A 15,976-nucleotide genomic window follows, 5' to 3' on the forward strand; every position below is an offset into this window, starting at 1 on the left:
TTTCGTTTTGGGGATTTTATTACCTGTACAATGTAAAATGACCAACAAATTCTCGTTTGTCTCTTGGTTCATTCAGTTTTACAACGTACCAGTAATCTCCAGAAGGCAATTCTTTGCCTTTGTACTTTCCATCCCACTTGTCTCCTATCTTTAAGGTAGCTATTTTTCGTCCATATCTATCAAAAATATCGAAGGTCAAGTTTCTATATTGTTCTGCACAACCTGGTTCCCAATAATCTAAATTTCCGTCGTCATTTGGTGTAAAGTAGTTTGGGATACAAACATCTACATATTCAAAAAATCGTGTTGCAGATACCTCACAACCATTAGCATCAATAACTGTAACCGTATATTCTCCAGCTTCAAAAATTAAAAATGTATTCTCGTTTCCATTAGACTGGCCGTTAAATATAAATTCATAAGGTTCAGAACCTCCAGAGGCAGTAGCCACAATTTCATTTAATCCACCATCGCTTAAACCTAAAGCTAAAGGCTGAAAGGCTTCAATTTCAAAAGGGATACCGTTATCTGTAATTTGAACACAACCATTTGGATGACGCACTTCTATAAAATGATCTCCTGTAGATAAATTTTCAAATACTCCAGTTCCAGTTGCAAAAGCACCGCCATCTAAAGCGTATTCTAAAACAGAAGTATCAGTTATACTAGAATCTACAGTTACAGTAACACTATTAGTAACTGTATTAGTGTTATTAGCTATATCATTAACACATTCGTAATTTATATTTGCTAATGGTTCTATAATAACGGGTTCTGCTAATGGAATTGAAAATGGACTATCACCAATGCAACTTCCGCTATCTAAAACATAAACCATTTTTTCTCCACCTTCTAAATCTTCAAATGTATAAGACGTTGTACCAAGTGGTAATGATATATAAGTGATATCATCTAAACTCACGCTATATGGTGGTTCACCTCCTAATATCTGGATAGTAAACTCTCCTGTTGAGTAACCATCACAAGGTGCTTCACTAATTATGGTATACGTAAAACCTAATGGTGCTGGCTGATCTATGTCAAAGTTATAAGTTACATAACAACCTAATTCATCTTGTACAACAATATCATAATTTCCAGGAGCAAGGTTTTCAACAGTTTCAACATTAAAGAATTGATCTAATTGAGGTGAAATGGCATACTTTATAATTCCTGTTCCTCCAGAAGTTGTTATTTCTAGCACCCCATCATTTTCGCCATTACAAGTCACATCAATAGGATTGAATGTAACATCTAAAGGTTCTGCTGCATTTGTAATTGGAGCCATTGCTGAAACTTCTAAACAATCTCCGCTATCCACTTGTACTTGATAATTTCCAACTGGAAGGTTTGTAAAAACGCCTGGACTATCTTGAGTTACAGGTGTAATAGGCATTCCTGAAGTATCTTGTAACGTATATACATAACTACCCATACCACCTTCCGCGGAAGCGATAATAGTTCCATTATCATCTCCGGCACAACTTATTACAGCATTTGTAGTATCTAAACTTACTGTTAAACTTGGTAATGGATCGTTTGCTATTTCATTTGAAACCGTTGCTGAACAACCGTTAGCATCTCTAACATAATAACGATACGTTCCTGTAGCAACTGGAAAAGTTACTGAAGTTGTAAACGTTCCTATAATTGTTGTAAATGCTGCCGTTTCGCTATATTCATAACTTCCTGTGCCGCCTGTTGCACTTAATGTTAACGTTGTTTCTGTTGTACACGTTTGAGATGTTGCTTTAACTAAACTAGCTTCAACTTCTGTAGGTTGTGATATAATAACATTGGCAGATGTGAATTCACAATTATAACCATCGGTAACAACAACATTATAAGTTCCAGCTGATAAACCGTTAAAATCTGGTGATGTTTGAGGTCCCGAAGAACTTACTGTTGGCGATATCATATTTAGCGTGTAGCTATAATTAGTAGTTTCTCCACCTGTTAATGCGCTTACGGTTATGGTAGCATTAGCATCTCCAAAACATGATAATAAACTTGGAGTTGCTGAAATTGTAGCATCTATTGGTGTTGGTAAAACAAGTGGTATGTTTTCTGAAACAATACATCCGCCAGCATCTCTAACATTAACAGTATATGAACCAGCTGATAAATTTGTAAATGTTCCGTTAGAAGAATAGGCAACTGTTGCTGTTCCTGTTAATTCGTATTCATAAGATCCCCATCCTCCTTTAGCTTTGGCAGTAATTGTTCCCTTATCATCATCACAGGTTACGCTAGATGTTTCTAAAGCTATTAAATCTAAAGCTTCTGTTGGTGATGGAATGATAACACTTGATGTTGCCGAACAAAACGGACTCGCCGTTTCTGTAATAACTACAGAATATGTTCCTGCTAAAAGTCCTGAAACCAATTCTGGGTTTGTTGATGTATTTGCATTAACGACTCCAAAAACTGAAGTAGATGCGCTATCGAAAACCTCGTAAGTATACGCTCCAGAATAGCCATTCACATTAAGCTCAAAAGCACCATTGTTATCTCCAAAACAGGTGACTTGAGTTGATAACGTTGAAATTGTTGGAGGTACTGCTTCTGATACTACAACAGTAACATCTTCAAAACACGTTGTTACTGTATCTGTAATTGTAACCGTATAAGTTCCTGATGGCACTCCAGAAAACTCGTTTCCTGATAACGAAATAGATGCTGGGTTTGGACTTATTGTATAAGCAAAATTACCTGTTCCTCCAGAACCTGTTATAGTTATTATACCATCGTCATCATTACATGTTGGCAATGTTGTTATTGCTGGAATTATTTCTATTGGCGCTTCAATATCTACTGAAATTAAATTACCACAACCATTTGCATCTTGTATCTCTATAGTATGTAATCCTGATGCTAAATTTGAAACTGTAAAAGGTGCTGTATTAGATTGAAAAGCACCACCATCAATACTAAAACTATATGGTGCAATACCCGCTGTTGTTAGTGTAACATCAATTTCAAAATTACCTTCTGTAACTGTACATTGGTTATTTAATGTTGCATCAATTACTGGTTCTGGTTCTGAATCTAAAACAATTACAGGTGTAGATTGTATACAACCATATGCATCTTGCACATGCACATAATAACTATTCGCATTTGCACTAAAAGTACTTGCTGAAGCCCATAAAAGATCTGTTGGTACTGGAGGTGTTGCCGATGTTGTTAATTGATAAACATAAGGCGGTGTACCGTCTGTAGCGATTGCGCTAATAATTCCTGAATTTGGATTACAATTTGCATCTTTATCTACTGAAGCTGTAATGTTTAAGGCTAGTGCCGATTCTGTAATATTAAAAGGTATGGTTACAACACTACACCCTGCGTTTGGACCTGAAGCTTCGGTAATCAAAACAAAATAATTCCCAAAAGGTAATGGCCCTAAGTTAGCTACACTAAGTGAGGCTCCTGCTGGCACAGTTCCTGTTCCATTAACAGTTGTTGATGTTGTAGATAATGAATTAAATATTTCATAAGATATATTAGTAGGCGTGGCATAAATACTATTTATTGTAAATGAAACATTTCCATCTGCACTCCCTACACAACTTATATTATTTGGAGTTAGGGCATTTGCTGTTAATGTAGAATTTGTTGGAATAGGTGAAGTTGCTGTTTCATAATAATAGCATCCAGTTAATTCATCAAAAACTATAAATGTATAGGTAACGCCTGGTAATAAATTCGTGAATGTAGTTTGTCCGCTGCCAACTGCATCTTCATCTTGCCATGGGAAAGTAGTTGGAGATGAGTAGGTCATTCCAGGGCCCGTATAAATAGCAAAATGATATGGTCCACTTCCTGCTAATGTTGTTCCAACACTAACTACAGCCTCTCCTCCAGTTAAGCAATCTACACTAGAATCTATTGAAATATCCAAATCATCTGGCGGAGATGCTACTAAAATGTTATCTTCAATTCTTGTACATCCGTTCGCATCTGTAATAATTATTTCATATAATCCAAAGTCAACAACCTCAAAAACTTGAGTTGTACCTGTTTGATTAGTCACTTGATTATCATAACCATTTACTCCTGTTACATGATAGGTATAATTAGGAGTACCTCCACTCACAGAGTTTATAATAATTCTTCCTAATGATACGCCACCTGTACTACATGAAATAGGATCAACACTAAAGGACAAATCAATTGGAGTTGGATCTGAAATAGTTATTGTGTCTGTATCAATACAAGAATTTGCATCTGTTAACGTAATGGTATAAACTCCTGCCGGTAAACTTGATGTTTGTGTACCGTAATCTGTTGATGTGGTATCATTATTAACATTAATTACAAAAGGTGCTGTACCAACTGCATTATTAATAGTTATATCTATAGCAGCATTACTATCTCCGCTACATAAAATGGGTTGTGTTTGTACTACTGAAATAATTTCTGGTAACGAAATAGCATTAATAGTTTGCACTCCAGATTCTGAAATACATCCATTAGCATCGGTAATTTGAAATTGGTAAGTTCCATCTGAAGTTGCTGTATGTGTAAACGATGTTCCAGCTACTGAATTTGTTCCACTATAAGCACCTCCATTAAATGAAACTACATAAGTAAAAGGCGCCGTTCCGCCAGCAATTGCTCCTGTTATAAGCCCATCTGGTGACGCTGTACAATCTAAAGTTTTAGTGATAACTGTACTTACCGTAGTTGTTGGTAATGGCGCAATAGTATATGTTTCGCTATACACACAATCATTAGCATCTTTAACTTGAAACGTATAAGTATCTGGTGATAATCCAGCAAAAATATTTGATGTTTGATATGCTGTTGCAGAACCCGTTGGCGCAATAATTTGATATTCTAAAGTAGGTGAACCACCTGTTGTTCCTGCTATAGTTACATCAGATGTTAAAGCAGGACAACTTAAAGGTGTGCTACTAAAATCCATATCTGTTGGTGGATTAAGTGCTATAATTGTAATTGGAGATGCAATAAACGCACAGCCACTAGAATCTCTTACAGTAACGGTATAAGCACCTTCTATTAAACCTGTAAATGTTGCTCCTGCTTGAAAGTTTACGCCATCCAAACTATAAGTATACGGAGCAGTTCCACCAGTTACTCCAGAAACCGTAATTACACCACCTGAAGTACAACTATATGGCGTTGTTAAAGTGGCTGTACCTATAACTGTAGCAAGCGTATCTATTGTAATGGTTTGCGGTGTTGTTGTACACACATCTGGCCCAACACTATATTGCACAACTGCTTGATAAGTGCCTTCTGCTAATCCAGTAAACACATTCGAATTTGAAAATGTTACGCCATTATCAATACTATATTCTAGAGTATTTCCATTAGGATTTGTAACGTTAAACGTTATGGTACCCACATCGGCTGTATCAGAACAGGCAATATCGGTAGCATCAACTGTAAAGTCCGGAGCAAGAATAGCGTCAACAGTAATTGAAGTTTCCGCAGTACAGTTATTAGAATCTACAACTCTAACATTAAATACGCCTGCACTCGAAACTGTTATTGTTGGTATGGTTTGAAAATCTGTCGCACCATTTACAAAATAGAAATACGGTGCTGTTCCTCCAATAGGATATACCGTAATTTCACCATCTGTACACGTTAATGGTGTGGTTAATGCAGATGTAGCTTCTAATAAATCTGGTTCAATAATTTCAATATCTTCTGTATGCACACAACCATCTTCTGTAGAAACATCGATAGTATACAATCCTGGATTTAAGTTTTCAAACTCATAATTATTAGGCGTTATGGGTCCAACACTATTTACAGTAGTGCCACCTTCTGAAATTGAAAAATAATATTGCGGACGCACATCATTTGCAGCTATTGAAATACTACCTAAATCGCCATTACAAAGCGGTTGATCTATTATTGTTGAAACAGTAAAATCTGTTTGTCTAATTTGAACATCTGGTACGCTAAAAATACAAGGGTTTGGATCTACCCCTATTTGTTTTATGTATATTTCGTAAATACCAGGTGTATTAACTGAAAATGTATTACTTGTTTGAAAGTTTACACCATCAATACTAAACTCATATCCACTAGGTACACTTCCAACAACAATTTCACCTGGGGTTGTACAGTAAATATCTCTTGAAGTTACAGTTGGTACTAATAGATTGGTATAAATATTAAAATAAAACTGATTAAAACAACCGCCATCATAGTTTAGTGTTAGTCTATACTGACCAGCAGTATCAGCTAAAAAATTTGGTCCAGTTCCAACTTGATTCCATGTACATGCTGTATCCTCATTAGCACAATTAATATTAGCAACTGCAGTACAACTGTTTTCGTCTAGTTGTTCCCAAATAATAGATGTTGCATCTGTAATATGGGTTTCAATAAGTCTAGGCCCATTTCCGCCGCACAAGAATATATTTGGTAATTCTTTACCATCATTAGGACAAATAGCCACTTCATCTGCAAAAGGAATTACAGGGTTGGTTACATCTACTCCAAAGGTTATAACCTCAAAAACTTGTTCTGTAGATTGACATGGTGCTATAGCTGTATTACTTACATAATATGTTCCCGTTTCGGTAACTGTAATAGACTGCGTTGTTCCAATTACTGGCGTTCCCGTTGGGCTTGTAGACCATGAGTAAGAATCATAACCACTTCCAGAAGTTAAAACCGTACTTGCACCACAAAGAATAACTTCTTCTTCGAATACACAATCAATATCTGCTAAAAAGTTTGTTGCTCCTGGGGTTAATAAACAACCTGTATTGGTGCTAAAACTAGGATCGTCTGATATCGTAAACGTAGGATTTAATGTTCCGTTATAAGTTGAAAACGCTTGATTACTAATAATATTAGAACACGCATCTGTTAATAAACTACAGGTTGAAACCACAGTAACTTTAAAACGAATTTCTTGTACTGGTTCACCTTCTTCAACAACTGAATTATCTACACTAAAAATAATTTCTCTTGTTGCTGGGTCATAACTTTGAACAATTACACCCGGAGGTAATGAAACAATATCTCCTGGGTAATTAAATATAATATTTGTTGGAAGAATATCTCTAATTATAAGATTTGTTGCATTATCATTACCTGTATTTTGAAAACCTATAACATAATTTAATTCATCTCCTAAATCAACTAACATACCGCCAATGTCATTTCCAGAAGCATCTTCAACAATTTTTGTCAATACAATATTTGGTTCAATAATATCAACAGCCAAAGAGAAAAAATAAGGAAAATAAGTATCTCCATTAGTTTCTAAACGCACGGTAGCAGATGTAGCATCGTTTGCTATAACTGCATTTCCTGGATTTGGAACCACAATAACTCCAGTATCAAATCCTAAAGTGTTGGTGCTATTAGGGTTTCTATTGGTTACTGGTAAAGCGCTTAATTGAGTAACCGAACTATTAAAAAAGTTAGTTGCTGGACGATCTACTGTAGATAAATTTAAGCCATTAAGCAACAATTGATCTCCCAAAATTGGACTATCCCCTTCTAAAGTAGCAAATGCAAAATTTGCTCTAACAGGCGCTGGCGCAGGAATTGTTCTAAAACCAGAAACAGGAATTTCTAATATAGGATTATTAGCTTCAGTACTGATTGCACTAAAACCATCAAAACTAGTAATAGACTTACCAGGTAATGTAGGATCTTCATAAACAATGTAAAGCGACCAACCAGCTGAATGCCCCGTATAGTTTCCAAAATTTCTAGTTCGCCCTTGGGCACTAGAAACATTTGCTACGGTATAAGTACCTAGGTCTGTTCCCAAACTAGTAACAATATCTGTTACATCTGCAAAACATGCATATGGAAAACTATCTCCAGCATCTACAGATGATCCGTTAGCATCAAAAATTATAGTTCCTACAATATCATTATAACCCCCTGTTGGGCCTTTAAACTTAACGTTGGTAAATGACTCTGAACCTTCTGTTACCGCACCCCAATATAACCCTGCATGTATGATTCTATAACATCCTGGATTAGGAATTGTTAAATCTGCACTTGAAGAACTAAATGTTGTTGGATCGCCATCAATATCAATATAAACCATGTCTACATTGTGATTGTAAACACTACCATCATTAAACGCATTGTTGTCTGGGCCTAATATGTTATTTCCAATTAATTGGATATCACCTTTTAAATCTTGATTAAATCTAGGTGTAAAAGGAACAAAATTTTGAGCAAACAGTTGCATACTCAACAAGAGTAGCATTAAAATTAGCCCATTGTTTACATAAGTAGTTTTGTTCATGGTTGATAATATTAATTTACTACGGTCTAGTTGGGACAAAATAGAAAGCAGTATAACAAGTATTCAACACATTAATATAGATTATTTCTTACAAATAAATATTTTTATCTAATTTTAACGTAATTAAACGGTATAAATATCGTAAATATATTTGTATTTGGTATAAGGAGCGTAGCTATTTTTAAACAGTTTATCGAAATATAACAACTTTAATCGATGAATTACATGATCTATGTAGTAATAATTACACAATAGCAATTATTTATGCATTTAAATTAATTCATTGATAATTGGAAAGTTAATTCGCTTAAAAAAATGATAAGACAAATTTGAGTAGAGTGAATAAAGATATAATCAGTTTTACTTAACTATTTAATTTTCAATTTTAACCATTGCCATTTTACCATTAAATGGTTTATTTCCTTTATTTGTATCTAATACATTTTTAGCTTGACTAATATTATTAAACTTCTCGTAATATATATAATACTTACTCGTATTTACATCAAAGAAGAAATTGATATCTTTTTCTCCTGATGCTACTGCTTTTCTTAAAAACTCATCTCTTTTACTAACGTCATTATGCACAGCTACAACTAGGTAATAACCTTCTTCTACATGATTAACATCTTTTACAATTTGAATGTTACTAAGTGGTTCTCCATAATCAAAATCATCTTTTGTTAATGGTTCAGTACTTGGTTCTGTAAATTTCTTAATACTAGCTAAGGCAGCTCTATCTTTACTATATCTATCATCATCATTATCATAAGCTGCTCGTTTTATCCTTCTGTTTCTTTCAAAATCTGTTGCTAATTTAATATCATTTAATGCTCCTGTTAAATTTTGTTTTATATTCTTAGCTTGTAATTGTTCAGATTTTAATTTTTCTATTGTTTTAGCATATTCAATATTTACAGCATCATTTTTATCTTTTACTCTTTTTAGTCTATCCTTATATAATGTTTCAATCTCAGCAATTTTAGTATTTCCTAATTCAATAGAATTATCAATTTTTAATTTTAAACTTTCAATTTCAGCATTTTCTGCTGATACACTCTTGAAAGCTTTTGGAGCGCTTACAATCCCTTTTTCACTTAAATCATTTTCTTTTTTTAGATCGTCTAAATCTTGCTGTTTTACAGCTACTTTATCGTTCAGTTTCTTAAACAACACTTGTTGAGCATTATTAGAAGCTTCATTGGACTTTTTAAATTTAATTAAAACTTCATCCAAAGGTATCTCATCAATTTGCAATTCTTTTTCCGCTTTAATTTTAGTTTCTTCAGCTAATTTGGCCTTAGCAGCTTCCTCTGCTTTTATTCTTGCAGCTTCTACAACTCGTGCTTGTTCTGCCTGAACGGCTTTTACTCTAGCCTCTTCTGCTAATTTAGCCTGAGCTTCTTCTTCTGCCTTTATTTTTGCGGCTTCTGCCACTCGTGCTTGCTCTGCCTGAACGGCTTTTACTCTAGCTTCTTCTGCTAATTTAGCCTGAGCTTCTTCTTCTGCCTTTACTCTTGCTACTTCTGCCACTCGTGCTTGTTCTGCCTGAACGGCTTTAACCCTAGCTTCTTCTGCTAATTTAGCCTGAGCTTCTTCTTCTTCTGACTTTATTCTTGCGGCTTCTGCCACTCGTGCTTGCTCTGCCTGAACGGCTTTTACTCTAGCCTCTTCTGCTAATTTGGCCTGAGCTTCTTCTTCTGACTTTATTCTTGCGGCTTCTGCTACTCGGGCTTGTTCTGCCTGAACGGCTTTTACTCTAGCTTCTTCTACTAATTTAGCCTGAGCTTCTTCTTCTGACTTTATTTTTGCGGCTTCTGCTACTCGAGCTTGTTCTGCCTGAACGGCTTTTACTCTAGCTTCTTCTGCTAATTTAGCCTGAGCTTCTTCTTCTTTCTTTATTCTTGAGGCTTCTGCTACTCGAGCTTGTTCTGCCTGAACGGCTTTAACCCTAGCTTCTTCTGATAATTTAGCCTGAGCTTCTTCTTCTGACTTTATTCTTGCGGCTTCTGCTACTCGTGCTTGTTCTGCCTGAACGGCTTTTACTCTAGCTTCTTCTGCTAATTTAGCCTGAGCTTCTTCTTCTGCCTTTATTTTTGCTACTTCTGCTACTCGTGCTTGTTCTGCCTGAACGGCTTTAACCCTAGCTTCTTCTGCTAATTTAGCCTGAGCTTCTTCTTCTGTCTTTATTCTTGCGGCTTCTGCTACTCGTGCTTGTTCTGCCTGAACGGCTTTTACTCTAGCCTCTTCTGCTAATTTGGCCTGAGCTTCTTCTTCTGCCTTTATTCTTGCGGCTTCTGCTAATTTGGCCTGAGCTTCTTCTTCCGCCTTTATTCTTGCGGCTTCTGCTACTCGGGCTTGTTCTTCTTGAACGGCTTTTACTCTAGCCTCTTCTGCTAATTTGGCCTGAGCTTCTTCTTCTGCCTTTATTCTTGCGGCTTCTGCCACTCGTGCTTGTTCTGCCTGAACGGCTTTTACTCTAGCCTCTTCTGCTAATTTGGCCTGAGCTTCTTCTTCCGCCTTTATTCTTGCGGCTTCTGTCACTCGTGCTTGCTCTGCCTGAACGGCTTTTACTCTAGCCTCTTCTGCTAATTTAGTCTGAGCTTCTTCTTCTGATTTTATTCTTGCGGTTTCTGCTACTCGGGCTTGCTCTGCCTGAACGGCTTTTACTCTAGCCTCTTCTGCTAATTTAGCCTGAGCTTCTTCTTCTGACTTTATTCTTGCCGCTTCTGCTACTCGTGCTTGTTCTGCCTGAACGGCTTTTATTCTAGCCTCTTCTGCTAATTTAGCCTGAGCTTCTTCTTCTGCCTTTATTCTTGCGGCTTCTGCTACTCGGGCTTGTTCTGCCTGAACGGCTTTTACTCTAGCTTCTTCTACTAATCTAACCTGAGCTTCTTCTTCTGTCTTTATTCTTGCGGCTTCTGCATCTATATCAGAATTAGCATCAATATTTTCAACTACATCAGGCTCAATCTTTTTAGTGGTTCGTGATTTTGATGATTTTCTTCGTTTAACAACCCTTCTATTTTTATTTTTTGATGATATTAATAATGATTCCTCGTCATCATCACCACTATAATCATATTGGTAATCATTTTTAAATTTATATGCTATAGTAATATCGTGAGAGTTTCCAAAAGTAGAAAACCCACCAACGCCTTTCTCATAATTATATTCAAGAGCTATTTGGGGACTAATATTTAAACCAATACCCACAGACATTGCATACAAACTGTTATATCCTGCTTGTGCCCAAACACCTTTTGGTACCATTAACATAACCATTCCTGATACTACAGTTTGATCTTTTCTAAATTCAGAACTTATCAATCCAGAAAATCTACTCTCATCAAAAAAACCACGATTATTCATATAACCGGTATACATGATATGTGCTTGAATACCTTTTTCAGGATCGTCTTCAATTATGGAAGCATTCGTTAAATTATAAGAAACTATATTTTTTAAAGAAACACCAAAGTCAAAAAACTCAGTTCCGTAGTTAACTCCCGGATTTATTGTTATTATTGAGGTAGAAGGCACATTATCTAATGAAGAATCTTCGGAATATATAATAACATCACCCCTATTTAGTCCACTTTTATAGAATGCAAGGTTAGTACCAAAAGTCAAATTACTATCTCTATCAAGAACAGCATTATATGCAAAATTCACAATACCTCCAAAAGTGGATAAAACACCATAATTTTGCTGATATAAACTAACTCCTGCTCCTATATTTTCTTGAAACCTACCAGAATATCCAAATAAATAAGTTTGTGGCGCATTATCAAATTGAACCCATTCTCTTTTATTATTAAAACTGATATATTTATTTTGTTCTCGAACAAAACTAAAGGTTGGATTTATAAATTGTCTATTAAATTTTAAAGAATTTCTAACAGGCATATTAAATGCGACAACACCATCTTCTTGAGAATAAAGTTGCTGTGCAATACAGAAAAATAAAACGATATGTAGGATGTATTTTTTCATTCTACTTGACGACTGTTATTGATCCTTTTTTTGATTTACCATCGGACGTGGTGATGATATAATAATAAACAGGCGTTATAGATGTATAATCAAGCTGACTTTCTGGCCAATTATTTAAATAGTTATTAGTATTAAATACCACTTTACCTTGTGAACTGAGTATAATAACTTCGGTATTTGTACCGCTAGTATATTTTCTCGGGATTAACCATGTATCGTTTATTCCATCACCATTAGGGCTAATTAAATTTGGTATAACATCAAAACTGGGAAAAGCAAGCCTTACTGTAAAACTAAACTCTGTAGAAGCATTACATCCTGTTGTTTGTGTTACAATAGCCTTATAAGTACCTGTTTGCTTAACATTAAAAATATTACTGTTTGCCCCATCAATTAACCCACCATTTAAATACCATTTATATACTGGATTATTTGCTGTGGTTGTAATTGTTACAGTTAAAGGTTCATCTTCATCAACATTAACAAAATCATCAACATCAATACTACTAGTAAAACCTGTGTTTTCAAGGTTTATAGATGCACTTGTCATACAATTACCTAAATCTATACTCACAGAATATTCACCAGAATCATTAGTCTCATACATCTGATTTGTTTCACCTGGAATAGCTTCACCATCTTTAAACCATTGATAAGTATTTCCATTAATAGCACTTAAAACAGTTGGTCCATCTGCAGAGCAATATGGGTTACCTAAACTAGAATTAATGCTACTTGTTGATCCAGAGGTAGCTTCACTAACAGTTACACGGTTAGAGAAAGAATTTGATGTACACGTACCGTAATTAGTTTCTACAAAATAGGTTCCTGGTTGGTTTACAGATAAAGTTTCTCCATCTGCTACAAATTCAAAAATAGATGAAATAACATCTATTACTTTATACCATTTATACGTTAATGAAGGATATTGTAATGGAGAGTCGTTTGTTGAACCACCTGGATTATCAATAGATAACAGATAACTGCCACCAGAACAATAAGCACCTGTAGAAATTAGATTATTTATTGAGAATGGGCTGTCTTGAGTTTTATAATACGCTGCAAATGCATTTGAACTTGAGCTAATAGAAACGGGAGCCGTACTTCTTACTCGTAATCTAAAAGCTTCGCCGGCAGTATCAGTAGGAATAGAAAAGTTAAAATTTACAGGTGAAGTGGTTACACTACCTGCGGTAGAGGTATAAATAACTGTTGGATTTGAAAAACTCCCCATACCATCAGACATTTCAACAATAAACTGATTTGAAGATTCTAATCCAGATTCTGGTGTAAAAGTAAAAGCAGCATCATACGTATTAAATGATGAGCTTGCGCAAAGTTGTGTTACTATATCGGTAAAACTAGGTTTACTTATTACTATTTGTGCATGTAAGGTTTTGTTTAAAGAAATAACCAAAAAAACAATGACATAAAATAGAGTAAAATTCCTCATACAGTTTTATTTAGAAAATAACTTCGTCTACAACATACATTAGAGTTAAAAGAGTTTCAAAAATTTATTAAGGCATAAACATGAAAGGAAAAACCAACGTATCATTAATTATAGTTTTTTAATCGATTCTTAAATCTGGATCAACTTCGTTAGATGCAATTATTTTATTAATACGTAATCTAAAATCTGGTGTTCTTTTATTGTTTGAATCAATAAACGTTTCGTAATTATCGCCTTTAGAGTACACATTAAAAAAGGCACTATTACCATACCAGTTCTCTAAGTCTTCATTATTAGAATTATATTCTACAAATATGTTACCATTACAATTATTAAATAACATGGCGTTGAAGTTAATTTTATTTAAATTACTTTGGTTTAATGTGATTTTTTCGTCTAAAATAACAGCAGGATTAAATCCAGATATAACACTTTTATCTATATCTAATGATGCATTATTCCCCATATAAATAGCTTCTTTAACCAAGTTCATTTTAATATCTGTTTTTAAATCTTCACTAGTATTTAAAAAAGTTACATTTTGAGCTTTAACCCAAGTTTCCTTCTTAGAAAAATCAAATTCTTGCTTTTCATCATAGGATCTTATATCTAAACATATAGAACCTTCTCCTTTTGAAGAATAAGGAGATCTTACCGCTAAAGAATTAACGATTGTTGAGCGCGAACCAAAATTAAATTTAAAGTCTGTTCCATGATTTTTATAAGACACCATTTTTTTTAACATTAAACTACCTCCATAAACATCAATACCGTTCCCTGCTGAGTTGCTAACCATAATTCTCGATAATTCTGTTTCTCTGCCAACACTAGCCAAAAACAAGCCACTAAAATAAGTGTCTTCAGAAACCCTTCTACCCGCATATTCTATTCTAACAAACGATATAATACCTGAACTACTCTTATTATCATCACCTCCGTAAATTGTATTGATATAGTCTTTTGCACTCAAATCATTAAAAAGCATAGAAGCAGAACCTGAACCAAGTTTGTTTATTGGTGCATTACCTAAAACGACTAATCCGCCCCAATCACCGGGTCTTTTAACACCTCTGTTGGATGTAAATATTATTGGGTCCGTTTCTGTTCCCTTCGCTTCTATAATCGAGCCTCTGGAAATTGTTAAAGAACCTTTAGATTCAAAATCCCCCAAAATAACTGTACCCGATTCAATGGTAAGTGTAGCATTATTTGTTACAAAGACATTACCTAGAAGCAAGTAAACTTCTCTTTTATACAACTTAGTATCTTCTGTAATATTACCAGTTAATATTTTGGTAGGTTCTCCATAATCGTTTTGATGTGGTGCAAAATCTGTCCAGTTATTAAGCCAATTTTCTTCACTATAAATTCCTTTTTCCTGTTGAGCAAAACTATTTGCTATAACAAAAAGAAATATGAAAATGATTTGGGCAATTTTTTTCATAGTCAAATATTTTAATAAATAACTAAATGAAACCTGTTATTTAATTAATAATCAAAACTACAAATTAATCTACGAAATACCAATTATTTCGCTGAAATACACAAAATATACAGTTTGCTATAGATTAATAATCGATAAAATGCAAAAAGAATAAATAAAAATTATAAATATTTTGGATTTTTGAAGATTAAAAGAATAATCACAAAATAAATATCAACCTTAAATCTTAAATAAAAGAGTTAATAATTCCAAACCAGAATTTATCGAAAATCGTTATACTGATGAAGCGATTTCATTATTTCTTCATAAAATAATATTCCAGCAATTAGATTTCCTGTATCAGAATAGGGCAAATATTCGCTATGAAATTCTCCTGCCTTTTTTAGGTAATCATCTGTAGATTCAAATTGATTATCTAGTGCTTTTTTATTATCATTATTAGTAGGAATACCTAAAGAAGACATTGTTATTCCTGGCTTTGTCGCAAATGCAACATAAGGCAATGTTCTAACTAACACCTCTATTCTTTCAGAATATAATACAATTAATTCGCCTTTTTGCATACGCTCAAGCTCACTTTTATTATGATACTTTTTAATTGTAACTTTTTCACTAATGAAACTTTTTGGGGCTTTCTTTTTTTGAGCAAAACCAATGCTTGTAAAAAAGAATAATCCTAAACTGAATAAAACAATCTTCAATTTCATGATATAGATTTAGGGGTTTAAAACACAAATTTATGCAAATAAACGTTAAAAACAATCGTTTTGTCGATTTATTTTTATTTTACACAAACAAAAGTAAGACTATGCTTTCTTTTTGT

General features: G+C 34.3%; 5 protein-coding genes. All 5 read right to left on the reverse strand.

Features of this window, described 5'->3' with window-relative positions:
• Window positions 1-19: 19 nt before the first annotated feature.
• The 5 genes from SJY43_RS13530 to SJY43_RS13550 all read right to left on the reverse strand — a co-directional run bounded on the left by SJY43_RS13530 (window position 20) and on the right by SJY43_RS13550 (window position 15,860).
• On the reverse strand, window positions 20-8,260 hold the full coding sequence (locus tag SJY43_RS13530) for a T9SS type B sorting domain-containing protein (RefSeq protein ID WP_396601279.1): 8,241 nt from the start codon (window positions 8,258-8,260) through the stop codon (window positions 20-22).
• A gap of 372 nt (window positions 8,261-8,632) precedes the next feature.
• Complete coding sequence (locus tag SJY43_RS13535) at window positions 8,633-12,256, reverse strand: PorP/SprF family type IX secretion system membrane protein (protein ID WP_396601280.1); 3,624 nt, start codon at window positions 12,254-12,256, stop codon at window positions 8,633-8,635.
• Between the two features lies 1 nt (window position 12,257).
• Window positions 12,258-13,709 carry a gliding motility-associated C-terminal domain-containing protein gene (locus tag SJY43_RS13540; protein WP_396601281.1) on the reverse strand — a complete coding sequence of 484 codons (1,452 nt, stop codon included), beginning with the start codon at window positions 13,707-13,709 and terminating at the stop codon, window positions 12,258-12,260.
• A 118-nt stretch (window positions 13,710-13,827) separates the two neighbouring features.
• Window positions 13,828-15,153, reverse strand: coding sequence for a hypothetical protein (locus SJY43_RS13545; RefSeq protein WP_396601282.1), 1,326 nt, complete (start codon window positions 15,151-15,153; stop codon window positions 13,828-13,830).
• 260 nt (window positions 15,154-15,413) lie between these two features.
• Window positions 15,414-15,860 carry a hypothetical protein gene (locus tag SJY43_RS13550; RefSeq protein ID WP_396601283.1) on the reverse strand — a complete coding sequence of 149 codons (447 nt, stop codon included), beginning with the start codon at window positions 15,858-15,860 and terminating at the stop codon, window positions 15,414-15,416.
• Window positions 15,861-15,976 lie beyond the last annotated feature (116 nt).

This window comes from Algibacter sp. R77976 (genome assembly GCF_044594645.1).
GTDB lineage: Bacteria > Bacteroidota > Bacteroidia > Flavobacteriales > Flavobacteriaceae > Algibacter_B.